General features: G+C 31.5%; 22 protein-coding genes. 11 read left to right on the forward strand and 11 right to left on the reverse strand.

Annotation, left to right across the window (positions count from 1 at the left end; genetic code table 11):
- Nucleotides 1–66 precede the first annotated feature (66 nt).
- The 6 genes from ACZ11_RS03925 to ACZ11_RS24875 all read right to left on the reverse strand — a co-directional run bounded on the left by ACZ11_RS03925 (nt 67) and on the right by ACZ11_RS24875 (nt 4868).
- Nucleotides 67–1290 (reverse strand): IS110 family RNA-guided transposase, encoded by a 1224-nt coding sequence (locus ACZ11_RS03925; RefSeq protein ID WP_049663954.1) that lies wholly within the window; start codon nt 1288–1290, stop codon nt 67–69.
- Nucleotides 1291–2188: 898 nt separating this feature from the next.
- Nucleotides 2189–2731 carry a hypothetical protein gene (locus ACZ11_RS03935; protein ID WP_049663967.1) on the reverse strand — a complete coding sequence of 181 codons (543 nt, stop codon included), beginning with the start codon at nt 2729–2731 and terminating at the stop codon, nt 2189–2191.
- Nucleotides 2732–3247: 516 nt separating this feature from the next.
- On the reverse strand, nt 3248–3484 hold the full coding sequence (locus ACZ11_RS03940) for a hypothetical protein (RefSeq protein WP_049663969.1): 237 nt from the start codon (nt 3482–3484) through the stop codon (nt 3248–3250).
- A 136-nt stretch (nt 3485–3620) separates the two neighbouring features.
- Nucleotides 3621–3920 (reverse strand): hydrolase, encoded by a 300-nt coding sequence (locus ACZ11_RS03945; protein WP_400910303.1) that lies wholly within the window; start codon nt 3918–3920, stop codon nt 3621–3623.
- A 216-nt stretch (nt 3921–4136) separates the two neighbouring features.
- Nucleotides 4137–4415 carry a hydrolase gene (locus tag ACZ11_RS03950; protein WP_403088989.1) on the reverse strand — a complete coding sequence of 93 codons (279 nt, stop codon included), beginning with the start codon at nt 4413–4415 and terminating at the stop codon, nt 4137–4139.
- Nucleotides 4416–4748: 333 nt separating this feature from the next.
- A complete protein-coding gene (locus ACZ11_RS24875; protein ID WP_082172659.1) occupies nt 4749–4868 on the reverse strand; it encodes a YjcZ family sporulation protein in 120 nt (39 codons plus the stop codon).
- Between the two features lie 143 nt (nt 4869–5011).
- Between ACZ11_RS24875 and ACZ11_RS03955 the strand changes: the two genes are divergently transcribed.
- Nucleotides 5012–5191 carry a hypothetical protein gene (locus ACZ11_RS03955; protein ID WP_049663971.1) on the forward strand — a complete coding sequence of 60 codons (180 nt, stop codon included), beginning with the start codon at nt 5012–5014 and terminating at the stop codon, nt 5189–5191.
- Nucleotides 5192–5264: 73 nt separating this feature from the next.
- Here ACZ11_RS03955 and ACZ11_RS24880 read toward each other — a convergent pair whose 3' ends face one another.
- Nucleotides 5265–5405 (reverse strand): YjcZ family sporulation protein, encoded by a 141-nt coding sequence (locus ACZ11_RS24880; RefSeq protein WP_082172660.1) that lies wholly within the window; start codon nt 5403–5405, stop codon nt 5265–5267.
- A 406-nt stretch (nt 5406–5811) separates the two neighbouring features.
- On the opposite strand from ACZ11_RS24880, the gene ACZ11_RS03960 reads away from it, so the two are divergent.
- Complete coding sequence (locus tag ACZ11_RS03960; RefSeq protein ID WP_236690770.1) at nt 5812–6231, forward strand: hypothetical protein; 420 nt, start codon at nt 5812–5814, stop codon at nt 6229–6231.
- A 194-nt stretch (nt 6232–6425) separates the two neighbouring features.
- Complete coding sequence (locus ACZ11_RS03965) at nt 6426–7001, forward strand: hypothetical protein (protein WP_049663972.1); 576 nt, start codon at nt 6426–6428, stop codon at nt 6999–7001.
- 293 nt (nt 7002–7294) lie between these two features.
- Here ACZ11_RS03965 and ACZ11_RS03970 read toward each other — a convergent pair whose 3' ends face one another.
- A complete protein-coding gene (locus ACZ11_RS03970; RefSeq protein WP_049663973.1) occupies nt 7295–7732 on the reverse strand; it encodes a hypothetical protein in 438 nt (145 codons plus the stop codon).
- A 445-nt stretch (nt 7733–8177) separates the two neighbouring features.
- On the opposite strand from ACZ11_RS03970, the gene ACZ11_RS03975 reads away from it, so the two are divergent.
- The 7 genes from ACZ11_RS03975 (at nt 8178) to ACZ11_RS04010 (ending at nt 17495) form a co-directional block, all read left to right on the forward strand.
- On the forward strand, nt 8178–8942 hold the full coding sequence (locus ACZ11_RS03975) for a nucleotidyltransferase domain-containing protein (RefSeq protein ID WP_236690856.1): 765 nt from the start codon (nt 8178–8180) through the stop codon (nt 8940–8942).
- A gap of 810 nt (nt 8943–9752) precedes the next feature.
- A complete protein-coding gene (locus tag ACZ11_RS03980) occupies nt 9753–9998 on the forward strand; it encodes a hypothetical protein (protein ID WP_049663974.1) in 246 nt (81 codons plus the stop codon).
- Nucleotides 9999–10282: 284 nt separating this feature from the next.
- On the forward strand, nt 10283–11593 hold the full coding sequence (locus tag ACZ11_RS03985; protein ID WP_082172661.1) for a TniQ family protein: 1311 nt from the start codon (nt 10283–10285) through the stop codon (nt 11591–11593).
- A 473-nt stretch (nt 11594–12066) separates the two neighbouring features.
- Nucleotides 12067–12204, forward strand: coding sequence for a hypothetical protein (locus ACZ11_RS03995; protein ID WP_161804430.1), 138 nt, complete (start codon nt 12067–12069; stop codon nt 12202–12204).
- A gap of 63 nt (nt 12205–12267) precedes the next feature.
- On the forward strand, nt 12268–14964 hold the full coding sequence (locus ACZ11_RS04000) for a TnsA endonuclease N-terminal domain-containing protein (RefSeq protein ID WP_236690771.1): 2697 nt from the start codon (nt 12268–12270) through the stop codon (nt 14962–14964).
- 2 nt (nt 14965–14966) lie between these two features.
- On the forward strand, nt 14967–16130 hold the full coding sequence (locus ACZ11_RS04005) for an ATP-binding protein (protein WP_049663981.1): 1164 nt from the start codon (nt 14967–14969) through the stop codon (nt 16128–16130).
- A 9-nt stretch (nt 16131–16139) separates the two neighbouring features.
- Entirely contained in the window at nt 16140–17495 is a 1356-nt protein-coding gene (locus ACZ11_RS04010) for a TniQ family protein (protein ID WP_049663983.1), read from the forward strand.
- Between the two features lie 420 nt (nt 17496–17915).
- Here the strand turns inward: ACZ11_RS04010 and ACZ11_RS04015 are convergent, their stop codons facing one another.
- From ACZ11_RS04015 to ACZ11_RS26155, 3 genes are all read right to left on the reverse strand, one after another.
- Nucleotides 17916–19031, reverse strand: a complete 1116-nt coding sequence (locus ACZ11_RS04015) for an AAA family ATPase (protein ID WP_049663984.1) — start codon at nt 19029–19031, stop codon at nt 17916–17918.
- Complete coding sequence (locus ACZ11_RS04020) at nt 19013–20602, reverse strand: ATP-dependent nuclease (RefSeq protein WP_049663985.1); 1590 nt, start codon at nt 20600–20602, stop codon at nt 19013–19015. Before ACZ11_RS04020 ends, ACZ11_RS04015 begins: the two co-directional genes overlap by 19 nt.
- A gap of 216 nt (nt 20603–20818) precedes the next feature.
- Entirely contained in the window at nt 20819–20977 is a 159-nt protein-coding gene (locus ACZ11_RS26155) for a hypothetical protein (protein ID WP_161804431.1), read from the reverse strand.
- 164 nt (nt 20978–21141) lie between these two features.
- Between ACZ11_RS26155 and ACZ11_RS04025 the strand changes: the two genes are divergently transcribed.
- Nucleotides 21142–24282: a metallophosphoesterase gene (locus ACZ11_RS04025; protein WP_049663987.1), complete on the forward strand. Its 3141-nt coding sequence runs from the start codon at nt 21142–21144 to the stop codon at nt 24280–24282.
- Nucleotides 24283–25495: the final 1213 nt, after the last annotated feature.

The raw sequence follows: 25495 nt of genomic DNA on the forward strand, positions 1-25495 counted from the left end.
GCAGACGCAGCTCATTTGTTTTTTTAAATTTGCAGCGTCAAAATTAGGGTGGAATTATTTGTTGGATTAGGAGGCATCTGGTTCAATGATTGTGACGTTATACCCTAAGTTTTCAAGTCTTCGAACTGAATATCGTACAATAGATTGTTCTTTTTGCTTGTCAAAGTAATCTTCACCTAAGTCTACGTACATTTCTTTGCGTGTTAAGAGATAGTAGGCGATCCTTAAAATTGCATGGGCAACGGATATTCCTGCTCGCTTTTTACCTTTTCGCGAAGCAGTTCGTCTATACATTGCACCCAAGTAGGTTTTGGATCCTCTGACAGAATGAGCAGCTTCTATTAAAGCTGATTTCAAGTATTTGTTTCCTTTTTTCATGTTAGTTGATTTCCTTTTACCAGCACTCTCGTTGTGTCCAGGTACTAGCCCTGCCCAGGAACATAAGTGAGCCGCACTGGGGAATTGCTTCTCCACGTCGGTTCCGACTTCTGCTAAGATTTGCTCAGCCATTCGGGTAGCGATGCCAGGAATGGAATCCAACCGTTCTATATCTTCTTGGTGAGAAGATAGTCTAGTAGCTACCTCCAGATTTAACAGTTCAATCTGTTCACTAAGAAAATCAATATGGGTAAGAATGGTTTTTAACATTAGCCGTTGATGTGGATTGATATACCCGCGAAGAGCGAGTTCAAGCTCATCCTTTTTCTTCTTCATTGTTCTTCGAGCGAAGCTCGCTAGTTTTTCAGGATCATCCTCTCCATCTGCGATGGCACGAAGCATGTCACGAGATGAGACACCCATAATGTCGGAGACAACGGAGCCAAGTTTGATATTTGCTCCTTCTAGTACCTTTTGAATCCGATTATGTTGTCTAGCACGCTCTTCGATAATACTACGACGGTATCGAACTAACTCTCGTAGTTCTCGTTGATTTCGGTCCGGAATAAAACTTGCTTTGAGTAGTCCGTGTCGAAGTAGTTTGGCGATCCATTCTGCGTCTTTCACATCGGTCTTGCGACCTGGTACTGCTTTCATATGTTGAGCATTCACTACTAAAAATTCAATATTCTCAGCTTCAAGTAAGTTAACGATCGGCTTCCAAAATACACCTGTACTCTCCATTGCTACGTGGGTACAACCATGCTCCTTGATCCAGTCGATTAACTGTAATAGAAATACAGTTTTAGTGGAAAATGTTTGAATCTCCTTTCCTTTTGGAGTCATAACACATGCAGTAATGGAATCCTTGTGAACGTCCATCCCACATGCGCGTTCAATGATTACTTCCATTGTAATCATCCTTTCTACGGCAAATAGTGTTGGAGGCTGGTGCAACAACCAGAGTAGGATTAATCTCCCATGAGTGCTTCCCGTAAGGGAGCGACATTCTGTGATGCACCGTGGTCGTTGGAGTCAGACTAACGGATGGGCTCTATCGCACCATAGTTCATCGACCTTCCTCTCCCAGCCGTAGTATCCTATACCCGATTTTCACATTTTCATTCTCTGTGGTGTAGCGCCGATTTTGCGCTACATGGATGGCTAACGGGTGCGTTTGTTTAAGAAGAAATATAAACTTATTATTCATTTTATAAATAATTATTGGATGTAAATGAAACAACTTAAAGAGCCTTGCTACTTATAATTTGTAGTAAGGCTCTTACCTTTTTGAGTAAAATTAAATAACAACTTAATAAATTCAAATCAAAAGAGGGTATGAGTTATAAAACAGTAGCGAAAGAATTTGGAATTGATCATTCAATGATAAGACGTTGGGCTTCAGGCAAGAGACTACAAAAGTGCCACAGCAGAAGAATTTTATTACTCTTTGCAATATGGTTACTAATCAACAACACTTGGAAATGTTTCGGAGTAACTAACGGCTTTAAGGGGATGCTTCGAAGTGAAGTGAAACCTATTTCCTACAGTCATTTTTTTGTGAAGGATTTCTAATGTGCAATAAAAAAGTAAATTGCCTTAGGTACTAATTGTAATTTTAATGTTAGTGCATAACTTAAAATTCCAAATGAGTTACTGACCATTGTGAGGATCAAACGAACAATATTGTTCAGTAAAGGAAGAGTGCATAAGTATGAAAAGAAAAAAGGAGTAATCCCTGCGCAAAAGGTTAATCACTCCTAACTATGAAATCTATTGAAGTTTTGAAATGAAGAGAGTTTTTATATCTCTAGACAATTGGACTTAACATTTTAAGGATAATAGAAGCATTTACGTTTGTTTGTGTGCCTCCTGCTAAAGTTTGAAGGATTACTGCTGCGGCAGAAGAATGATTCCTAAGTGTAAGAAACCCGTCGGATGGTATGGAAATTATTACTTGACCTGTGTTTTGTTGAGTACCAGCTCCTGAACCATAGACTGCTTGCGTAACAGGTGCACCATTTAAAAATAGTGTGAATTGGTTAGGTTCAACACCTGATACGATAAAAGTAACCTCGTAGATTCCCGGTGTGGTAACAAAAATTTGAGAGGTTCCTGGAGCATGCGTAATCCCCGGTGTAACTATACCTGTTGAATCAAAAATAATATCTGCCTCTACAGCTACAGTTTCAGCACCTAGATTATAGATATAACCATATTCGCAAAGACCACTACATGCTGTTGGTGTTACAGGAATAGCGCCGGTAATTCCACAGAGATCTACGGCTGTGAATGGTCCTATTTGGCTTCCGCATAAGCAGGTACGTTTATTACAGTTACTACAGTTATCCATTTTTTCACCTCCATTTGTAGTATTTTATTCGTATGAAAAATGGAGTAAAGGGCAATAGGCTACAATCAATTAATAATTTAAACTTCATTATTGATATTCTGTTTTACAGAAAATTGGTAACATGGTTTAAATAATTTATAAAAAGGTCAATGCACATTTTGAGGAAAATGTACAGGAGAAAAGGTGATAGGCTGGATAGCGGTGTGCAATAACAATGTGGGGCAATGCAAAGCTAATGGGATTTAAAAACATTTATAACACTATAAAGATGTGGGAAAGGATGAAAAAAAGCCATCTCCTTAGTCGGAAACGGCTATAACGTTATGTTAAACAGGGTGTTCACAATGTGGGATTGCTAAGCAAATTTGCTTAACACTACTATAACTATTTTGTAATTGCGGGTTTTGAATAGTTGATGGCCTTGAAAATCGAATTAAAAAATAAAAAAAACCGCAGCGTCGTCACACGCTACAGCAAACTAACGAACAATATGAGGATTAAACGAAAATAGAGCGATTAAAATATCGCTCTAAAAAACTCATAAAATCCCATATTCATCGGGATAGCCCAAATAAAGAACCCGAGCAGGGCAATTGGGCCAAGTAATAAATTATAAATCTTGGTTGGCAAAATATTGCCTAATAGGACTTTATAAATCGCTGTACATACTACCATAACAACAGGGAGTAATAGCATTGGTGGAATGAAATATAAAAGACTTCCACCTAGCGATATTCCTGAAAATATGTCCATTGAATTACCTCGTTATGTTTTTATGTGAATTGTAACATAAAAAGCCGCAGCGTCGTCATACGCTACAGCTCAGAAAGATTTGGTGCAACAAATATAATAAAGGGTCACTTCCATAAAAAAGTAACCCTATTATAACTTAACCTGGTATCCGAATAGCCTGAATTTCTTGACAATCGATAATAAGTGTTGAGCCTGGTTCTGTTGTTGGATCGTTGAAGAATGCACAGCAATTGTTTGGGTCAAAGGAAATAAAAATAACGTCTTCTATATCTTGACCACCACGTAAGAAAAGATCAACTACAGTTGAAGTTTGTAAGGTTCTTAATTGATTACAAACACAACCTTCACAGTGATTCATGGAGTGTTTTTCTTTTTTCTTTTTATCACAAGAATCACAATCAGAGTTCATAATTTTAATATTTATAATATCGCTCATTAGCAATACCTCCTTTTCAATTTTATTAAGGTAAAGTTAACCTTACTTTATTAATATATGATTAAAAAAGTAGTTCGCTTGGCGATTTGTCTATTAAACAATGATTGGGTTATACAAAAAAGAAAATGGGTAATAGACCCTTATTAGTTTTATGAGGATTTTGTGCAGTAAATATAATAACAGGTCACTTCTATAAAGAAAGTGACCTGTTATAACTTATCCAGGTATCCGGATAGCCTGAATATCTTGACAATCGACGATTATTGTTGAGCCTGGTTCCGTTGTTGGATCGTTGAAGAATGCACAGCAATTGTTTGGGTCAAAGGAAATAAAAATAACGTCTTCTATATTCCGACCAAATATGAAAAGATCAACTACAGTTGAAGTTTGTAAGGTTCTTAATTGATTACAAACACAACCTTTACAGGGATTCATGGATTTCCTTTCCTTCTTACCACAAGAATCACAATTAGATTTAGTTCTAATATCGCTCATTAGCAATACCTCCTTTTCAATTTTATTAAGGTAAAGTTAACCTTACTTTATTAATTTATGATTAGAAAAAGAAAATTGATTGGCGATTTGTCTATTAACTAAAGATTTAATCTTATAAAAATCGAACATGGTAAATAGACCATTTTAAGATTTCATTAATGTACGTTAGAAAGAAAATGTGCAGTAAGTGAGGTGTGAACTAAATATGTATATGAGGAAAGAAACTATAAAAAAGGCCACTCGGTGGAAAGTGACCCTAAACCCAAAAATCAGAAGGGAGGTGCCTAGCTATTATTATTTATTGACCATCATAGCTATCAACAGATGTTTTTGTTAATACGATCTATTCATGAAACTAGCACCGACAATAATTAGAAGAATGAACAGTACAACGATAAAAGCGAATGGGTTTCGTTCGCGACGCTCTTCGCGAAATTCTCCGCTGTATTCCATAAAATATCCCTCCTTTCTATAATCTATAATATGTAGAGTTATAAAAATGAGAGGTGGCATTAATCTAATTAATATTTTCTTTTTAAAAAAATATTAATGTTACGTATTTTGAGAAAGATTTTGAGAAGGGAGGAGATTGAAATATGAAAGCTATAGAAGATTTAGAAAAAAGACTTAGAGGTGAAGTGGCTTCCAGAATGGATGATAGGGATATTGTAGACATCCTTGAAGTTCTTCAGGGTGCTAGACAGGAAATCGAACGTTTAAATCAAGTAATTACCAAACTTAGGGTAGAGCCATGTCCAATTTGTGATGAACAATAATTACTGCACACTTTGAGGAAAGAAACTATTAAAGGGTCACCAGGCTGGGATGGCGACCCTTAAATCGGAAAAGTTAATATCCAGTCATGAATGTAGCGCCGACAATAATTAGAAGAATAAATAGAACAACAATTAAGGCAAATGTAGAACCATTACCGCCGCCGTAATAGCCGCAGTTATTAATGCCACCAACATTTCCACCATAGTATCCCATAAAGCACACCTCCTTTTTACAATATATAATATGTTAGCTGTAGAGAAGGAGTATGGTTGATAAACCATTTAGCTATAGGCGTTAAAAAATATATTTTTGTGAGATAAGATCATAAAAAAAAGGGCCACTTGGGATGGAGTGACCCTTAGTAAAATAGATTAGGAGGTGTAAGGCTAAATTAGCTTTACCTTACTATTATTATGTGATAGCTATGTTTGTATAGTGAATTGCCTGTGAAATAGATTTAAAAATAAAAAAGCCGCAGCGTTTGCAGACGCACTGACCTAAAAAAATGAGACAAATAAAAACACCTTTCAGCGTGATCAGACGCTACAGCTCGAATTGGTTTATGCCCTTTGACGGTGCTTAACAACATTATTATACCACACCGTAGGAGGGCGAACCTATGTTAAAAGAGAAAACAGAATTAAATCGCTACCAACTAGACAAGGCAATTAAGAAGTACCATGACAACTTGTGTAAGTACATGAGAATGAAAGACGAGCTGGATTCATTAACAGCGGCAGCATCAACAGCACAATACGGAATTGAAGCAACAATGCCAAAAGCAGTTGGTGGAACAAGTGACCCAGTGCATGCACATGTTCAAATCAGAGCTTCACGTGAGGTTCGTATTAATAAAATCAAAGATGAATTACTAATGGTTCAAAACTTAACTGACAAGGTAACTGGCGACATAGAGCAAGAAGTGCTTTATTGGTTGCTTGAGGGCATGCCTTTCCGTTGGATTGGTGCAAAACTTAGTATGAGCCATACAAGCGTACAGCGAGTGCGTGAACGAGTTATTGATATGATGATGAAGTAACCTTCGGGTTTCTTCTTTTTTTAATTTAGCAGAAGCTTATGTACTATAATAAATATAACTGGAAAATTTAGGAACTTATGATACGCTTAGTTTTTCTAGTTTTTAAGATATAAATATCGTTTCTTCTTCAACTAACGATGCAGGATAGTTAAAGAACATTTAGGGTACGTTACTTCTAAAAAGGAGTAACCTAAATGAAAAATCTAATCTTAATTAGTTTGTCTATGTTTATATTTTCGTTCAGTCTTTCTATGTTATTAGGAAATCCTGTTTATTCACAAACTACACCTTCAGATAAAAATGAATATTTACATACTGCAAATAAGGAAAAAGTTTTTGATGAAACAGTAGATGAATTTTACCAGGCATTAAGAGAACTAAAGTATCCTGTACATCAGGAGGTTTATCAAAGATATAAGCAGAGGCCAAAGCAACAGCAAAGACATTTGGATACTGTTCTTTTTAAAGAAATGCCTGATGCATCTGTAAATATTAGAAAAAAGTTATTGTTTAATGAGGTGGAAGGATTAAATTATATAACTTTTGATGGAAATATTCTTCGTCCCTACCCTGATATTGATATTAAATACTATCAGACCGTTAGCCCTGATAGGCAAGTTTATTTCTTTTATTCCTTTAAAGACACAGAAAAAGAATTTAGAGGTAGATATGCAATTTATGATGTTGAAACAAAAGAAATGGTAGCAGGTGGAGGTACTTATATGCCAAAACTCAATCTTACAAGGAACACTTTCAATGAAGAAGGATAAATTTAGGGAAATAGCAAAAAAGGTTGTGTTCGTCTTGTTCACTAACGGGTGCGTTTCTTGAAGATCATTTACCTGCATAAAACACTTCTTCTTGAAGAATGAATGCTTGTTATTTTTCAAGGAGCTATGCAAGTAGTAGAAGAATAATTTTTACTTTTGTAACTATCATCGCTTATAAAACGAATTAGCCATCTGGCTGAATTTCTCAACAGATGGCTATTTAGTGTTTAAAGTTGAGTCGACTAATTGATAAGGAAAAGATTGAAATCGATTTAATAAATTTATTTTCAAAATTAATCTTCGTATTGAAGATCTATATCTCTTTTAGCTTGCATTTCTTGCTCCACATCTTGTTTTAAATATAAAACATAATCCATAACAAAATGTAAATCTACCTGCCCTTTATTGTACGCCGATTCCAGAGCATCATAATTTTTAGAGACCAAATAATAAAATAGGTCATCTTTGTTTATGCCTTGAATTTCAGCAATTTCTATCATACTTTTATCTCCCCGCATTTGGAAATACTCATTCTCAGTAAGGTTGAAAAAATTTGCTAAAGCTTTGAAATCTCTTTTGTAACTAAAAACAACTTTTCCTTCATCTTTATTTTCTATATTTGAAGAATTCCCAACGTTTTCTGAAGTTTGAGATTTTGCAGAAATTGAACTGTTTAAAAAAATGGAAATCAAAAACATAACAACTAGTGATGGATATAGAATTCTCTTCATATTGTACACTCCTTAATTATTTTAATTTTTTATTCCAACACAACTAATTATGTTCCAAAAATATTGATTTAAAACTGCGTAAAGAAAATGCTAACAGGGATAATTAATGCTATGAATTTTTTAAATATGGCAAAATGTAGATCAGCTATATAAACAACGCAAAAGTGAGGAAGTGGGAGTATAGGGGATATTCAAATTACGTATATGTATAAGGATAGAATGTATCAAGCGAAATCAATTAAATTTATTCCAATTAAATAATGTATTGTTAAACTACCATGAAAGAACTTAATCATCTTTCATTTTCTGTGGTGAAGTGCTGATTTTGCGCTTCATGGATGGCTAACGGGGTGCTTTAGTTAAATAACGACCTTCCACAATCGGGCGCATTTCTTTAATAAAGAGATGCCTATTTTTAATTAAAGGGCAAAAATTGTTGAAAAAGATTGTACAATGGGAGATAGAGTTTAACGATAGGAAAACAGAGGTGGTTATAGTGAATTTAAAGCCTATTAAAGCAGCAGAACGATTTATTAATCAGTACTTTCCTCATTGTCAGGGAGCTGTACTGGCTGGAAGCGTTGTTAGAGGTGAAGAAACTGATACCTCAGATCTTGATATTGTTATTTTTGAAAAAAATATAATGGCATCTTATAGGGAGTCATTGATTGATTTCGGATGGCCAATAGAGATTTTTGTTCACAATTTAACTTCCTATAAACATTTTTTCGAAATGGATTATAAAGATGCCAAACCTTCTATGCAAAGAATGATATCTGAAGGGATTATATTAAAAGATGAAGGAATTATAGATTCTATAAAAAAAGAGGCCGAAGAGATATTAAAACAGGGTCCTGAAGAATGGACAGAAGAAGAGGTTACGATAAAACGGTATTTTATAACTGATGCTCTTGATGACTTTATAGGTTGTAATAATCGTGCTGAGGAAATATTTATAGCCAACTCCTTAGCTGATCTTGTTCAGGAGTTCGTTTTAAGAACTAATCGATATTGGATAGGTTCATCGAAATGGATTATACGTGCCCTGAAGCATTACGATGTAAAATTTACAGAAGAATTCATAGAGGCTTTCGATGACTTTTATAAAACTGGTGAGAAAGGAAAGGTTATTCAACTAACTGAAATTGTTTTAGAACCATTTGGCGGTCGACTTTTTGAAGGTTTTTCGTTGGGAAAGGAAAAACTATAAAATAACATTCTCTTCAACAATCGGGCGCTTTACTTGAAGACCATTGAGCTGCTCAGGCAGCTCTTTTTTCTTATTGTACTAACGGAGCAGTTTAATTAAAAATTCAAACTGGTTTTTTTACTTGTTTTAATAGTTCGGAGAGTAGCCTACAATTGTTTTTTATATAAGTAGTTAGAAAGAGGTTTATATGTTTCAAAAATGGAGAGCTGTGGTTAATGATTGGCCAGATTCCGCGTTCAAATGTGTTACGAGTATCTATCTTCCACGTATAAAAGTAACCCTAAAAGAAGTGAAAGTATAGATTTTAAGGGTCTCGTTGTTCTCACGTTTAGCACAATGAACTATGTGCAATGATTATATGTACATTGAATTAAAAACTTCAGTGAATAACCTCTTAAGTCTTCATATCAAGATGAAGTGCTTCAGAAAAAAGGTCATGATTTCATTACACAACCGTTGGACATGCGTCCGGTAAAGTTCCGGATTTATGCCCTTTTAAAATGTTCGAAAAACTTGATTTAAAGAAATTCTATAGCTTAGCTGGTGCCATTCCGAAGTAATAATAAAAGCTCAATTTCTTAATTGTTATGTTGTGAAAATTGGGCATTTTATATTTATTTAAAGTACAGTGTAAAGTGACAATAAAGTTTAGTTATAAAGAGCAACTATATTTTTATGGGGATGATGTTCAGTGCCTTTTTACAATGGGGAAGAGTAACAGAACATAACCCCAAAAATTTTCAGTATAGTATTAGGCTAATTTCCAATACTAAATTAAAATATTTTATTTAAGGAAGGAAGTTTTTATTAGTGAGACTTCTTACATGGGGTGTAATTGGAGCTGTTATTTTTGGTGTAGTTAGAGGATTTCAAAATGGTACTCTTCAACAGTTCACAAAAAACATTTCGGATAAATTAAATCTACAGGATGCTCAACAAATGATGCAGCCAATACAACAAATGTCTCATCCTTTACAACAGATGAACCAATCTTCACAACAAATGAATCAATCATTACAAAATTCAACTATTAATCGATCAACTAGTAATTCGTAAAAAAATAATGTAAACAGATGAAGAATTGCTATGAATGAGAGGAGGCTGATGGAAAAGCATCAGATACATTCATAGCAATTGTTTTTTTTATCGCAGCACAAAGAGGGTTAAGTAAAATAAAGTATAAAAAATAGCTCAAGAGTTTATTTTGAAGGATTTATGTTAACCGTTAGTAATACAATGAATTGAAATTAATGATAAGGATAATTTTGTGAATGTTTAAAGTATAAGATGGCTTTTTGAATTAAATATAAAATTTATTTAGAGGAGAATATAGAATAAGTATGATATGGAATCAAAGAAGTGAATTATATAATATCGAACCACTGGGGCTAGAAACAGGAATGGTAGAAAGCCTTAGTAGTTATATAATTCGTCTTACTTATAAACATAATCTTAATGTCGGGGATCTAGTAAATAAACTTATCATTCCTGAACTTAATAAAGATTATTTAATAAAAAGTGCTATTTATGGTGGTGACAGTTTTTTTGAAGGAGCTAAAACAATAAATGGCTGTATGGATAATTCGATAGATACAGTAAGAGTGTTGGAATTATTTACAACAAGAAATGATTTATCTAATCTTACTTTATATCGCTTTAAAAGGTTTTTTTCGCTTAGGAACTTATTCAATGATTACTTATCGTGGTGTCCAAAATGTATAAATGAATGGTCTGTTGAAAATTTGGAAATATATTATCCTCTAGTATGGCACTTGAAAAATGTAGAAATTTGTGACAAGCACAATTGTTTCCTCTTAGATTTTTGTTTGAACTGTCATAAGAAAATGAAATTTCTTAGAAGAAAAAATATACCGGGATATTGTTCGAACTGTTTTATTTTTTTAGGAGATAGTAACCTGGAGACTGAAAAAAAAGAAGAAATAACAGACTGGCATAGATTTTTAAGTCTTAATATTCTCAATCTTTTAAAGTTAGACTTTAATTTAATTCATACGGAGTTTGTAATTATAAAACAATTAAATTTTATAAATGAAAAGTTTTTCGGAGGTAATATGTCTGAAATGTCTAAATTTTGCTGTATTCCAAATTCTACTTTGTGGTATTGGATTAAAGGGATAAATAAATCTACACTAGAGGGAATATTATTAATTTGTTTCAAATTGAACATTGAGATCATAGATTTTTTATTAAAGGGAAAAAAGGTGGGTATAAATACTAATTCAATAAACTTATTATTCTCCAATAATGAAAAGTTACAAAGAGTATCTATACCTATAGATTTCCGTTTAATAGAAAAAAAACTTGAAGGTATTCTAAAATTAGATATCCCAATTTCAATGACTTTAGCTGCTAATCAAATTGGAAGAGATAGACGTGTTTTGTACAGAAAATTTCCAGTGTACTGTAAAATGATTTCTCAAAGATATAGGAGTTTCACCAAAGAAAAGGCGACTGAACGAATAAATTTATTAAAAAAAGAAGTACAAGTTATTTTTCAGTTGTTAATTGATGATGGAATATTTCCGAGTAGAAGGGAAATTGAAAAGAGATTAGGTAAAAGAAGTGTATTTAGAGAAAGAGTACTAAAGGAATATTGGAAGAACTTATTGGTAGAACATAAGCTTATTTAATAGTCAAAGGAAACGATTAACAATGATAGATTCAAACGTGTTTAAAAAGTGGATAAATAATTAAATTTAAACATAGAAACTGTAAAAAATATAGAGAGTGAGAGTATCAGCACCAGCAAGGAGAGTTGGAGGGAGGAAACAAAATGTTAGTGTAAATATAGTAGTGGAAAAATGGGCGATTTGAAAGCCGTAGAATTACCGATTATATATAGTCTAACTGATTTCTTTAATATGAAGAAATCTAATATAACTTTTAAAAATGATTGTTCTGATAGAATAGTCTCCTCTGGAAGAGTTAAAAAAGATTGTAAAAAAATTCGGAATTTTCTTAAATTTATAATTGCGGAAAAGAGGCCCTATTCAATTAAGTAAGATAGCGAATCAGATGGAGTGTGACAGAAAGCTATTAACCCAGATGTATGTACCCAAACGATTGCCAACAAATAAAAATGAATTATTTGGATAGCTTAGAAGTGAAAAAACAATTTAAAAATAATGCTATGAAAAAAAGTATTGATAATACAGTTTATACTTTAATGAAACGGGGTATTTATCCAAGTAGTGGGAAAGTAGAGGAAATAATAGGTAAGGGAAAGTACCAAGATTATTGAAAAGAGAAGAAATCATCGCTGACAAAATAATAATTAACTTGAAAGAAGAAGGGAGGAATAATTTTGAAAAAAGATTTAATGAAGCTGTTTCTTGAACTGAATATCGAGGAAAATGTAGTAAAGAAAATAGAGTGTATAAGAACATCTCAACCTTCACGAAAAGTAAGATCAAGTGGAAAAAATGTTTCTGGCTTTTATCCAAGTGAAAAAATGGGAGTAACAATTCAATTTGAAAGTAGGACCCTTGAATTAGCGGCTATCTATGAAAAAGAATTCGATTCAAATGTCGTTGAGTATTATGACCAACCGGAAACTTTTCCAATTCGATACCAAAATAAAGGGCGTAACACTGGACACTATTATACTCCGGACTTTTTCGTTATTGAAAAAGAATGGATAGGTTATGAAGAATGGAAGACTGAAAAAGAATTATCGAACTTGACTCTAAAGTATCCTGGTAGATATTGTATAGATGAAACAGGTGCTTTCCGATGCCCACCAGCTGAAGAGTATGCAAAAGCGTGTGGATTATCTTTTCGAATTCGCACTTCTAGCGAAATAGATTGGACACTCCAAAGGAATATTAGATTTTTAGAAGATTATCTAATTGGTGATAAAACTGCTGTTTCATCAACCAGGAAAGATCTTATTATTAATTTAATAGCTGAGAAACCAGGTATAAGTCTTGAAAGATTACTAAATATGAAACTTGATTTTAGTGCTGATGATATTTACCATCTTCTTGCACAAAATGAGATCTATGCTGATATCAAAGAAACTTTAATCACTGATTTTGATAAGTTCTCAATATATCTAAATAAAGAATCTGCGAACGCATTTTACAATATGGCTAATGAAAAAGTAAAAGATACATTAAATATATCAGCTCTCAACATTTATCCGTTACAACCACTCCTATGGTCAGCAGAACCCTGTACAATTTTAAGCATAAGCGAATCCAGTATTTCTATTATGAATGGAGAACAGGAAGTTAAAATCCCACATGTTCTTTTTGAAAAACTATATCAGGAAGGTACAATAAAACCCCTCAATGATACTAATAATGAATCAACCACTTCAGAAGAAGTTATAGACATTATACTTAGTGCTTCACCCAAAAGCTTGGAGGAGGCTAATCGTAAATATTGTGTTTTGCAAAACCACTGGAATGGCATCTCTTTAGAAGAGTTAAAGGTTAGTCCAAGAACATTTAGGGATTGGGTAAAGAAATACAAAGATGCCCAAAGTCAATTTGGAAATGGTTTTGTAGGTCTATTAAACAAAAGAAATAATCAAGGAAATAGAGAACGAAAGCTATCTCCTGAAATTATAGAATTAATGGATGAATATATCAAAGAGAAATATGAAAATCCACGCAGTTCTAATCTTAATTCAATCTATAAACGATTTTATCAAGAATGTATAGATAGGGGATGGACGCCCCCTAGTAACGTTACATTTTGGCAAGCATCAAAAAAGAGATCCATCCATGTTCAAACAGAAAAAAGAAAAGGGCCGAAAGCTGCATATGACACAGAAAAGTTCTATTTTGAGATACAAACAACTACTCCAAGGCACGGAGATTTCCCATATCAGATTTGTCATTTAGATCATACTGAACTAGATATTGAATTAATTTGTTCAGATACACATGAAAACTTAGGTAGACCTTGGCTCAGCCTATTAATCGATGCCTATTCCAGAAGAGTACTAGCGTTCTATTTAACATTCGATCCACCTAGCTACCGATCTTGTATGATGGTTTTGAGAGAATGCGTTAAGAGAAATTCAAGATTACCAAAAATGTTAGTAGTAGATGGTGGTAAGGAATTTCATAGTGTTTATTTTGATACATTGTTAGCCAAATATAATGTCACTAAAGCACAGCGGCCGGGAGCAAAGCCTAAATTCGGTTCTGTCTGTGAAAGAATGTTTGGTACTACTAATACTGAATTTATTCATAATCTATTAGGGAATACACAAATAATGAAGAAAGTTAGAGAAGTGACTAAAAAATTCAACCCTAAACATAATGCCATTTGGACATTTGAATCATTACACGAAATGATGGATGAATGGTGTTATCAAATATATGATCAGCAAATTCATTCAACATTAGGTACTTCTCCAAGGAATTTTTATGAAAATCGATTATATAGAACTGGCAAGCGAGAGCATACTTTTATTAGATATGATGAATTATTTGAAATAATGACGTTGCCCTCTACTCCAAAACAAAAAGCTAAAATTCAACCTGGACGTGGGGTTCGTATAAATAACATTTATTATTGGGGAGATATGCTTGATCACCCGGAACTGGAAGGACAGAGTGTTTTTGTAAGGTATGATCCATTTGATATGTCTACTGCTTATGCCTATGTAAATAAATATTGGATTAAACTTAGGTCTGAAAATTTTATGCTCTTTGAAAATCGTACCGAAAAAGAGATACAAATGGCTACTATCGAGCTTAGGAAACGTATGAAGAATGCTGGAAAGGCTGTTGAAATTACAGGAAAGATAATTGCAAATTTCCTTGATTCAGCAGAGTCAAAAGAAGTTCTACAAATACAACATTTAAAAGATAAGGCAGCGAAATTATCGACAAAAGTGACTGATGGGGAAGATAATCAAAGTAATAATAATGCTCCTAAATTTAAAGGAAAGCATCTTTCTATTGTGAGTGAAGAAAGTATAACTCCTTCTAAAAAACAGGAGGAAATTGATATAAAAAAATTCATCACCTATGAGGAGTTTTAGAAATGGATGAACAGCTATTTCCTAAAGACCTAATGCTTAAATCAGCTAATGAAAAAATAGATTACTTTAAAAATCTCACTGTGGCTCATCCCAATTTGATGAAGGCTTATGAAGATTTTAAAAATAAGATTAGTGTTGCCGATAAAAATGAGATTTTACTTATTTTTGGACCCAGTGGTGTCGGAAAATCTACATTATTTAGTAGGATATTTGAAGATTATACTAAAGAATATTTGACAGAAATGCTTCAAGACAAAGGATTTATATCTATTGTTGGTACAGAAGCAGTTGCACCTGATGATGGGCGTTTTGATTGGAAAGATTTCTATATTAGATCTTTGACAGCTCTAAATGAGCCATTAATAAATTATAAAGTTAATATTGAAGTTCATTCTAAAGGAATCGTGCCAACCGATAAAAGTAAAAATGCTTATAGAAGGGCAATGGAAAACGCATTAATATATAGAAAGCCACATGCATTTTTAATTGATGAAGCTCAACATATTTCTAGGATAGCACGAGGAAAAAGCCTTAGAAACCAGATGGATACAATAAAGTCTCTTGCCTCCATTAGTATGGTTCCGTTTGTTTTATTTGGGACCTATGAAATTCTTAAATTTAGAAATCTAAGCGATCAACTAATTCGTCGAGGAATTGATATACATTTACCGAGGTACAAAGCCGATATAGCAGATGACAGGGAGGCTTTTCAAAATGTTTTGTGGACATTTCAGAAGCATCTTCCATTTAATGAAGAGCCGAATTTGATAGGCCACTGGGAGTATTTTTATTTGCATTCGGTAGGCTGCGTTGGCAACATGAAGTTGTGGTTTAATCGAACACTTGATTATTCTTTATCTAAAGATATGAACAAAAAGACTTTGACTATAAATGATTTCGAAAAATTTGAACTTAGTTTAGAAAAGGTAGAGAAAATGGCGGATGAGGCAACCGAAATGGAGAAGTACGTAGAAGATAGCGATAATGAGTATAAGCTTAGGGAGAGAATTAGCCTAAAGCTTGGAATGGGTGCCAATCAAAGTGAAGAAATAAGCACATCTCATAAATCTTTGAAACAAAGAGGAAGGGTAGGTGAAAGAAAACCAAATCGAGATCGAATTGGAGTCGATGAATACAAGGATGCCAAAATAAATCCATCAAATTGAGGTGATTAAATGCTTACCTTATGGAATAATGAAAACATTAAAAGGCCTGAGAGGAGTATATGCTATCCATTAGAACCAATGTATAAAGATAGTATAGATGTTGAGAGTTTGACTAGTTATATCCAACGGATTTCTGATGCTCATACTATAGCAGTTTCAAGTCTAGTTAAGCATTTAATATTTCCAACTATATATGCAGATGACACTCAGGAATTTACCGTTAATAAACTTTATGATTCGTATTATAAATCATATGCTACAAATGGATATAATCAACAGGCTTCATTTATTTTGTATGCATTGAGGAAATTAACAGGTAGAAAAGACTTATATGATTTAACATGGTTGAAGATAGCGCCATTGTTATCTCAAGGTGATATTAAAGTTTCAAGGCATTGGTGTCCCGCTTGTATATATGAACAAAAAAATGAAAATATGGCCTATGAAAAGCTTATATGGTCCCTAAATTCAGTTACACTATGTTTAATTCATAATTGTAATTTGGAATCAATTTGTCCGTTCTGTAAAAAGGAAAACAAACAGTTAGATTTGTATTCTGTAATTGGTTATTGTTCGAAATGTAAGAATTGGTTAGGTTCTAATCTTGTAATAAATAATAATACATGTGAAGAAACTAGAGAATGGCAGAAGTGGGTATACAAAAATGTAGAAGAACTTATGAAAAGTGAAATGCAAGAGTTTCTCAATCGTGAAAATATTTTAAATGCAATAAGTGATTTGTTAACTAAAAATTTCAATCCGACTAATAATTCGATATTCAATTTGGCGAAAAATATGGGTTTTAATAGAGCAGTTTTAGCCCAATGGAAAAACAAATCTAAGAAGATCTCTTTTGAATCATTATTAATATTAAGTTTTTGCGTAAATGTTTCTATAGAAAAAATTCTATTTAAAGAAAATGAGTTTAGTATAAATATCAATCAAATTAGACCTATTAAAAAGGATATTTTTAACAAAAAGAGTTTTATTAGACTTAGCATTGAAGAAAAAAGAATTGCAATGAATCAGTATATTAATAGCGAAGAGTATCCACCGCTTAAATTAAGTGATGTAACTAAACAAATTGGATATAAAAGCAATGAATCATTAAGGGCGTTTTTTCCAGATGAATGTCGATTTATAAGCGCTAGATATAAAGCATATAAATCGAAAGAAAAAATTGAACAAGTAAAAAAAATAAAACAGCAAATTAATGAATGCGTTTCTACTGCTTTTGAAGAAGGGAAAGTGCTTAATAAGAATTACATTTATAGCAAAGTTAAAATAGGGAAGAAATTTGCAGAGCCTGAAATTCGAGATTACATAAAAGAAGTTCTAGAACTTCGTAGTAAAGACTTTTATTAAAAGTGTTGCAAAATCACTAATTATTCCAGTGAAGTGAATCCAACAATTAGCTTCGAGACCAGATACAATAAGTTTTAGAGTTCCCTCCTTTTTATTGATATACTGGGAATTTTATTCTGTTGAATGCCTACAATCGATTATAATTGTGGGCAATTATTTAATTATCTACATAATGAACTTACTAGTTGTCTATTGTAAATCGTTAATCATACATATGCCAAAAGTTATAGGTAAATTCAATGGAAATTAATATAACCATTTTAAATACATTGGGTATTAAAACCAAGTAGCCTGAAAGGGTTGGTATTATTGTGTTGGCGAATATATACTTAAAATCACAAAAAAATTTGTGACGTAGTTATATGGTTGATTTACTAATACCAAGTAGAGATTATTAATTTATAATCTCTACTTGGTATTTTAATTTTTGATTACATAGTCTATTTTTAATGGTTTAAAATCTTTATCTTTTATAAAATACACTTCATGTGTTGCTCGTGTAATTGCTACATATAAGGTATTTATTTGAGTGGGGGATAATTTTTTAGGTGAGAAATTGTCTTCAAATAAATTATCAAAAGTGCTTGTTAAAATAATACATGTTTTTTTATAAGTATCACCTTTAGAATATCCCCAATTAATATTGGGAAGACATGTATATTTGGCACTTTCTCTATAAAATAATTTCTTTATTGATGTATCGTTTAGAACATCTTTAATTTGAGATTCAGTAGTAAGTAAATCATAATGGCCTTTAATCTCACTTATAGAATCAATATATATTTTTAATTTACTATTTATAAGTTTACAAATTTCTTTCGGGACTCGTCTACTTTTTATTAAAGTTGTCTCATCGATTACAGTATCATTAGGAAATAAATTTATGTAGTCTTCTTTAGTGATATAACGTTTTCCATTTTTAAATGGCTTACTAGAGATTGTGTTAGATTTGCTAACAGAATGTTGATGAAAATCCCCTACAGCAAATACTTCAATCTCTTTATTTTTTATAAAATACTGTAGCAGTGTAAAATCAGCATCCATAAAATCTTGTAATTCATCGAAATATATACAATCACAAAATTTAATAATACGTTGTAAAATTATTTTTTTTACTGAATTTTTTTGATCGTTGAACAAAGATGACATTCTTGATACATAATACTTACCAAAATAAATATAGTGCTTTAGTTCAACTTTTTTATTATATTTGGGGTTAGGTTTCTTATCAACAGTCTGGGGTTCAGGTGTTTTTTTTACTTCAACACCAGTAGTAATAAAACCTTCATGATTTCCAATTTTTAAAATTGGTTCCAAAGGTTTTAACAGCCATCTGTATATAAAACTAGAAAAAGTTATTACCTTGGTATTAATAGGGATTTCGCCAAATTTTTTTATGATTTCTTTTTGTAAGTTTGCTACATTTTGATTTGTATAAGTGATAACTAAATTTTTCTTATTAGGGTCTAAATGGTTAGCGACGTAGTATGTTTTTCCTGAACCTGCTGCGGCAAGCATTATTGTTGAATTAGCCATTCAATGCCCTCCTTAATATAGTCTGGGAGAATTGTATTTTTATAAGATCCTTCGGTAGTAATATATAATGCACTTTCTGTTTTGTTCTTTAACATGTAAGCTAAATCTTTATCACAAGGTTGCTTTCTATATTCAGCATGTGTACCAGGTTTCTTATCGGAAATTTCTTTAAGTATCGCTTTATTTTTATTATAAAGACAAACCTCAAAGGTAAATTCCTCAGGTGTATTTGCGCATTTTATAAGTATGCTTTGTCCAAAAGTAGCACTATTAAATAGCTGAATCTCATCGATAGTTTCTTGATTGCCATCATTGTCTGTTACTACTAATAAATGATTTTTTATTATTTTTGAAACTTCTATGTAGTGTTTATATGTAATGCCACCACCAGATAAAATCTCTATTTTCATATCGTCTAATGAGCTTGTAAATGAATTTTTAGTAAGGAAAGGTAAAAGAATGTACTCACTGTTACCTTCTACAAGAATTATTTTTTTCGATAAAATAAAATTTAACAATTGCATATTGTCAGTTTTCATAAAATAATCAGCTGTTTCATCATCCACATCTTTTAAAGAATGACAAGTATCGTTGCTTATCCATAATGTATTTTTTAGATTCAATCTACTTACGATTAATGGGTTGTGAGTAGTGATAATCATTTGGGCCTGTCCACACATATGTTGAATGTCGTTTATTAGTTTACGAGTGTTAACATAACTCAAATGATTTTCAGGTTCTTCTAACATTATTAAATCACTATTAACTTCTAATGCAATTTCTGTTTTAATAAGATTTTCTTTGCCTTTACCTTTATTTTGGATCGAGATACCTTCACTTTTTAAATCAACTAAGTTTTCTAATATGGTTTTATTTTCATCTATTCCTAGTGTATAGTCCTTGATTGCTAAATCATCATTATTTTCTAGAATGAATTTTGAAATATTTCTTTTAAATTGATGAGATAGATTTTGACGCTTTTGGGGTTCTGTATTAGCGTTAAAAATCCTTTTAGCATACGAATCAAATAGATTGTTTTTTCTTATAGAATTATCTATAAGTACATTTTTTATAGGGCATTTTTTATTAATATATTTTCTACCAGAGAAAGTAGTCCACTCAGCTATATAGTAATCTGTAGGGATAAAATTCTCATTTAAAGTATCTATTTGTGTAGTCTCAAATAATTCTCTATAATTTTGATCGAATTTATAACTAAAAGTAATGCCGTTTTTTAATTGAGATTCGTATGAGGAATGTAAACCATTAAAGTATTCATTCTCTATCTCATTTTCAGTTTCGTCATTAAATATTAATTCAATTTTAATTTCTGGTAGATTGTCTAAGATAGGGTTAGTATTAAAAGCTTCTATGTTGTTGAGATGAAAGTATTTTTCAAAGTTATTAGTGTTATTAAATAATCTTTGATTTAAAACAATATCTATTGCTTCTAATATCGTGCTTTTACCAGCTTCATTCTCTCCTATTATTACATTAATATGTTCATTAAATTCTAAGTCAAATGTTTCAAACTTTTTAAAGCCCCATATTTTTAATTGTTTAATATACATAAAAACCTCCTAATTATCGCCTTTATTGTATATGATATCATAAAACGGATTTCGGTTAATATTGGGTGACAAATGAGATTTAAGGGTTCTATGATTTTAATCCAAAATTATTAGTTTATTTAAAACAGAGAAACACCGTGCGTACCGAGAAGGTGCGCTTATTTTTTTATATTTCGGGCTTACAAAAGTAAGATGAACAGTGGCTCGTTCGCTACATTATCCATACTTGATATTAGAATTTGACTCGGATGAGAACACATATGGAACATTCGGATCAAATGCTAATTTAAATGAAGGAATCAACTCATTTATTCTTTCTTGTGCCTGTATTTCAACTACTTGTCCTAGTTCGTCTAAAAGTAGTTTCTCTTCCAAAGATCCTTCCTTGGTGATTCATACTTTTCTGACTTTAAATTTTTAAGTAGAAACATATTTCCTGAAAATTTCCAACATATAACTTATATTATGTATAATAAAGTTGATGATTATAAAATAAGGTTATTATAGTAGAAAAAGTAACATTTAATGGAGGGCTTAATATGAAAATTATCCAATTATCTGATATTCATTTTTCAAAGCTTAAAGATAATTCACTTTTTAAAAAAAGAAATAAATTCTTGGACTCATTAGTAGCAGAATGCTTAGATCAAGAACAAGTTATTTTTACAGTCACAGGTGATATAGCTGATAGGGGAGACAAAGAGGAATATAATGGTATAGCTTCACCTTTTTTTGAAGGTATTAGTGCTACCCTTGAGGAAAAATTACCTGATTTAAAATTCGATTTTATATTTATTCCTGGAAATCATGATTGTGATTTTTCTAATATACAGTTACAAGAATTTAGAAACTCAATATTACCACAAGTAAAAAATAATATAATGTTAATTGAAAATGAAATATTTCAAAAAAATATTTTACTGCAAGATGAATTTAACTCATTTATTGATTTATATCATAGTAAATGGAGGACTCTTAAAGAAGTTTATGCCCCCAACCCTTTAGTAAAGGTCATTAACTGTTTTACTAATCAAACAGAAATATCATTTATACTTATGAATACTTCTTGGATTACAACTATTCATGAAAAACCAGGGGAAATGTTATTTTACGAAAAGTTTTTAAATGAAGTAAAAGGCCATTTAAGTCCTATAAATATAACTCTATTACATCACCCTACGCATTGGTTAGAACCAAATAATAAGAGGAAAATAGAGGAGATAATACAAAGTGTTTCCAATATAGTATTGTCAGGGCATGAACATGTAAAAACTGAAGTTATAAAGACTGACTGGAACAACAAAAATGTAGTTTATGTTGAAGGAGGAACATTACAAGAACATTCAGATCCAAGTTTAAGTGAGTACAATATACTCAAGTTTGATTTAGAAAAAAATCAATTTAAGGTATCTACAATGTCATGGAATTCTAGAATGTACTGCTTAAAGGATAGAGATAGGGAGATGTGGTATCCAATTTCTCGAGAATATGGAACTTTGTCAACTCGTAAATTATTGATTAATTCTGAGTTTAGGGATTTTTTAACAGAATCTGCTATTCCATTAAACCACCCTCGAAAAGAAAAAGTTAATCTTAATGATTTATTTGTATATCCTGATTTAGAAGAAATGATATACCATGAAGAAAATGAAATGCAAGAATTAATTGAAACTATAGATATTCCTGAACTAATATCTAATGATACAGAATCTACACTTCTTATTAGTGGTGAAAAGGATAGTGGAAAAACTACTTTATCAAAAATAATCATTCAGTATAAATTAAGCGAAGGTTATTATCCTTTATTAATAAATAGTGAGATAATAAACCCCACATTAGCACATAATATTGAAAAATTAATAGAAAAATCCATAGATGAAGTTTATTCACTAAATGATCTTGATATATATTTACAGCTAAATACTGCTGAAAGAATTTTAATTATTGAAGACTGGCATAAATGTATTTTAAACGATGATACTAAAGTAAAGTTTTTTAAAAGATTATCTCAATTTTTTAGACAAATAATTATTTTTGCTGATTCTGAAACTCCTCTCTCACCTAAATTAGTATTAAATGTTACAAATGAAGGTATACGAATTAGACGATTTAAAGTTCTAGAATTTGGTTATCAAAAGCAAGAGGAATTAATTGAGAAATGGGTTTTGCTAGGACAACATGAGATTATTGATCGTGCTAAACTGTTAAAAGAGATTGATATAAAAAAACATGGTATGGCTCCTATTTTAAGAAATGGTTTCGTGCCAAAATATCCTTTATACATGTTAATGATATTAAGCTCAATGGAATCAAGACAACCACATAATTTGGAAAAAAGTTCGAACGGATATTACTTTGAAATTTTAATAAAAGATTCCTTGGTTAATTTAGAAGTTGAGTTTAATGAAACAGAAAAATTATATCAGTATTTAACTGATTTCGCATATTATCTTTCTATTCATCCCGATAACAAAATCACTTTAAGTGAGTGGAGAGGATTTCATGAGAATCACTTAGAATATTATGATATGAATCCCGATCAAATTCCGTTTATTTCACTTAGAAATAAGCTTATTAATGAAAAAGTTATTCGATTTAAGGAATCATGTTTCGAATTTTACTATCCATATGTCTTTTATTTTTTTACTGCTCAATATTTTGCCCGAAATTTGCATAAAGTTGAGATTAAAGATGCGTTAATAGATATAACAAATAATCTTCACGTTACACAAAATGCGAATATAATTATGTTTTTGACTCATCTTTCTAAAGAGGCAGTTATTAAAGAATGTGTTTTAAATGCTGCAAGAGAACTTTTAAATACTTTACCCCCAAGTAAGTTAGAAGACGAAATTCAATTTATAAACAATTTATGTAGAACAATTATAATTCCACAAGTAAATGCAGATCTGGACGCTGTGGCAAATAGGAAGAATGTAAATAAAAGTAAAGATGATTTTGAAAAAATATCTAAGCAATCTGAAGGTGATAATCTATCGAAAGAAAGCCGTTTTTTGGAAGAAGTAGAAGACGATGAAATAAAACAAAAAGTTATTGAAGAGGTAAATACTGCAAATAAGTCCTTTAAAATGCTAGAAGTAATAGGTCAAATATTAAGAAACTATTATGGATCTATGAACAGGGAAGAAAAAATAGCATTAAGTACTGAACATTACCAATTAGGACTTAGATTAAATCATTGGTTGATCACACAAATTGAAGAAATAGCCGACATGTTGATAGAGCATATCTCAGATTCCTTAAGTAAAAAAAGTTCAATTACTCAAGATAAATCAACAGCATTTGCTCAACAGTTTGTATACACATTAGCGAGTATTATTACACATAATAACCTATGGAAAATTGCTATGACTGCTGGTACTGAAGACTTAGACCGAACATTTACTAGGATTGAGGAAAAAATACCAACTGTTGCAGTAAGTTTAATAAATTTAATTATTAAAATAGAATACTATAAGGATTTCCCGTATAGAGAGTTAGAGTTATTTGTAAACAAAAATAAAAATAATATTATTGTGATGCAAATTATTAGAGAAGTTGTAAAAAGATATATATATTTAAATGATATTTCACTATCAGATAAACAAAAATTATGTACAATTACTGGTTTAAAAATTTCATCAAAATTCCTTGTTAAATTAGTGAAAAATAATAAATAATAATTGGTTCTTGTAAGAAAAAAGAGTAAATTGCCCCTAGGTTTTTAAGCGAGAACAAAAAGATATCTTTAACCTCAAAAGAATTAGGAACCAGCAAAAATAAAAAACAACATTTTTCCATGTGACCTTTTGAGAGTGTGGCTATTAGTCTTGGCATAAGCTAAAAAACAAGAGGTGGAAAAAATGGACTCAAAGACTCTTTAACGGAGCTATTGTCTTTAGTGTTATTTTTTTATTAATTCATAATTAATTGATTATGAGCCTTTCTCTCTATTCGAGTTTGTTTATATGCTTTATCTTATTGCACTTTTATACCCGTTTTCTGTTTTGGGGTATAAAACGAACAATAAGATAAAGGAAATGTCTGTGGATCCAAAGGATAGGATATAAACCCGTGATTTGTAGCAGGGAGATCTAAATCGACACGTGCATTTGTAGGAGTAAAGGTGTTGCTTCCTGCTGGACACGATAAATTTGCACTTTGATAGTAGCAACTTCAATTAAGTTAAAATTTATAAAAACGTTAAATACTGCAGAAAAATATTAATTACTATTACGTGGAACTAAGAAGGACTCGTTTAAAGTTCCGGTTAAGTTTATTGTATTGTCATCTAATATAGTCACACCGTTAACAACAGTACCGAAACATATAAAGCTAGAGGTAAAACCAAAGTCAGGGTACTAACCACAGATGTTGTAATCCCTGAGAGAAAGGAATTATTTGAACCGCTGCCGTTTTCATTGCCACATTCAATTTCTAAGTTTATTTAGTTTATATCTTTTGCCACAAAAGGTCCAAAAATTTTGCATTTCAATCAATGAGTGCAAAGTTCAATGATGCAAACGGAAGTACCGAATACATCGTCTATTTAGATGTGTTTCGGTACTTATTTATTTGCTCAAAACAATGTAGGTAATTGTTATGCAGTTATTAGATTAGCTATTAGAGAAGTGGTTAAGCGTACCGGAAATAGATAAGAATTTTTGGACAACATGGCATAAAAGAAAGGATTCTAGACAATTCTATGTTTATAGTTTATTCACTGTAATAATAAACAATATTGAAATGGGGGTGCATTGTAATTGGAAAGAAGTTGTTTATATTCGATTGAACCAATCGGAGTTGGAACAATTAAAGTAGAATCCCATTAAATAAGAGCATGTTTTGATCAATCTTTTTTCAAAATTTATTTATTTAATTTTCTACATAATG

Origin of the sequence: Lysinibacillus xylanilyticus (genome assembly GCF_001183605.1) — a bacterium.
Lineage (GTDB): Bacteria > Bacillota > Bacilli > Bacillales_A > Planococcaceae > Lysinibacillus > Lysinibacillus xylanilyticus.

What these genes read in the sequence shown, in the direction of transcription:
- ACZ11_RS03925 (WP_049663954.1), bottom strand. Translation starts at nt 1,290, where the DNA reads ATGGAAGTAATCATTGAACGCGCATGTGGGATGGACGTTCACAAGGAT.
- ACZ11_RS03935 (WP_049663967.1), bottom strand. Translation starts at nt 2,731, where the DNA reads ATGGATAACTGTAGTAACTGTAATAAACGTACCTGCTTATGCGGAAGC.
- ACZ11_RS03940 (WP_049663969.1), bottom strand. Translation starts at nt 3,484, where the DNA reads ATGGACATATTTTCAGGAATATCGCTAGGTGGAAGTCTTTTATATTTC.
- ACZ11_RS03945 (WP_400910303.1), bottom strand. Translation starts at nt 3,920, where the DNA reads ATGAGCGATATTATAAATATTAAAATTATGAACTCTGATTGTGATTCT.
- ACZ11_RS03950 (WP_403088989.1), bottom strand. Translation starts at nt 4,415, where the DNA reads ATGAGCGATATTAGAACTAAATCTAATTGTGATTCTTGTGGTAAGAAG.
- ACZ11_RS24875 (WP_082172659.1), bottom strand. Translation starts at nt 4,868, where the DNA reads ATGGAATACAGCGGAGAATTTCGCGAAGAGCGTCGCGAACGAAACCCA.
- ACZ11_RS03955 (WP_049663971.1), top strand. Translation starts at nt 5,012, where the DNA reads ATGAAAGCTATAGAAGATTTAGAAAAAAGACTTAGAGGTGAAGTGGCT.
- ACZ11_RS24880 (WP_082172660.1), bottom strand. Translation starts at nt 5,405, where the DNA reads ATGGGATACTATGGTGGAAATGTTGGTGGCATTAATAACTGCGGCTAT.
- ACZ11_RS03960 (WP_236690770.1), top strand. Translation starts at nt 5,812, where the DNA reads ATGTTAAAAGAGAAAACAGAATTAAATCGCTACCAACTAGACAAGGCA.
- ACZ11_RS03965 (WP_049663972.1), top strand. Translation starts at nt 6,426, where the DNA reads ATGAAAAATCTAATCTTAATTAGTTTGTCTATGTTTATATTTTCGTTC.
- ACZ11_RS03970 (WP_049663973.1), bottom strand. Translation starts at nt 7,732, where the DNA reads ATGAAGAGAATTCTATATCCATCACTAGTTGTTATGTTTTTGATTTCC.
- ACZ11_RS03985 (WP_082172661.1), top strand. Translation starts at nt 10,283, where the DNA reads ATGATATGGAATCAAAGAAGTGAATTATATAATATCGAACCACTGGGG.
- ACZ11_RS04005 (WP_049663981.1), top strand. Translation starts at nt 14,967, where the DNA reads ATGGATGAACAGCTATTTCCTAAAGACCTAATGCTTAAATCAGCTAAT.
- ACZ11_RS04010 (WP_049663983.1), top strand. Translation starts at nt 16,140, where the DNA reads ATGCTTACCTTATGGAATAATGAAAACATTAAAAGGCCTGAGAGGAGT.
- ACZ11_RS04015 (WP_049663984.1), bottom strand. Translation starts at nt 19,031, where the DNA reads ATGGCTAATTCAACAATAATGCTTGCCGCAGCAGGTTCAGGAAAAACA.
- ACZ11_RS04020 (WP_049663985.1), bottom strand. Translation starts at nt 20,602, where the DNA reads ATGTATATTAAACAATTAAAAATATGGGGCTTTAAAAAGTTTGAAACA.
- ACZ11_RS04025 (WP_049663987.1), top strand. Translation starts at nt 21,142, where the DNA reads ATGAAAATTATCCAATTATCTGATATTCATTTTTCAAAGCTTAAAGAT.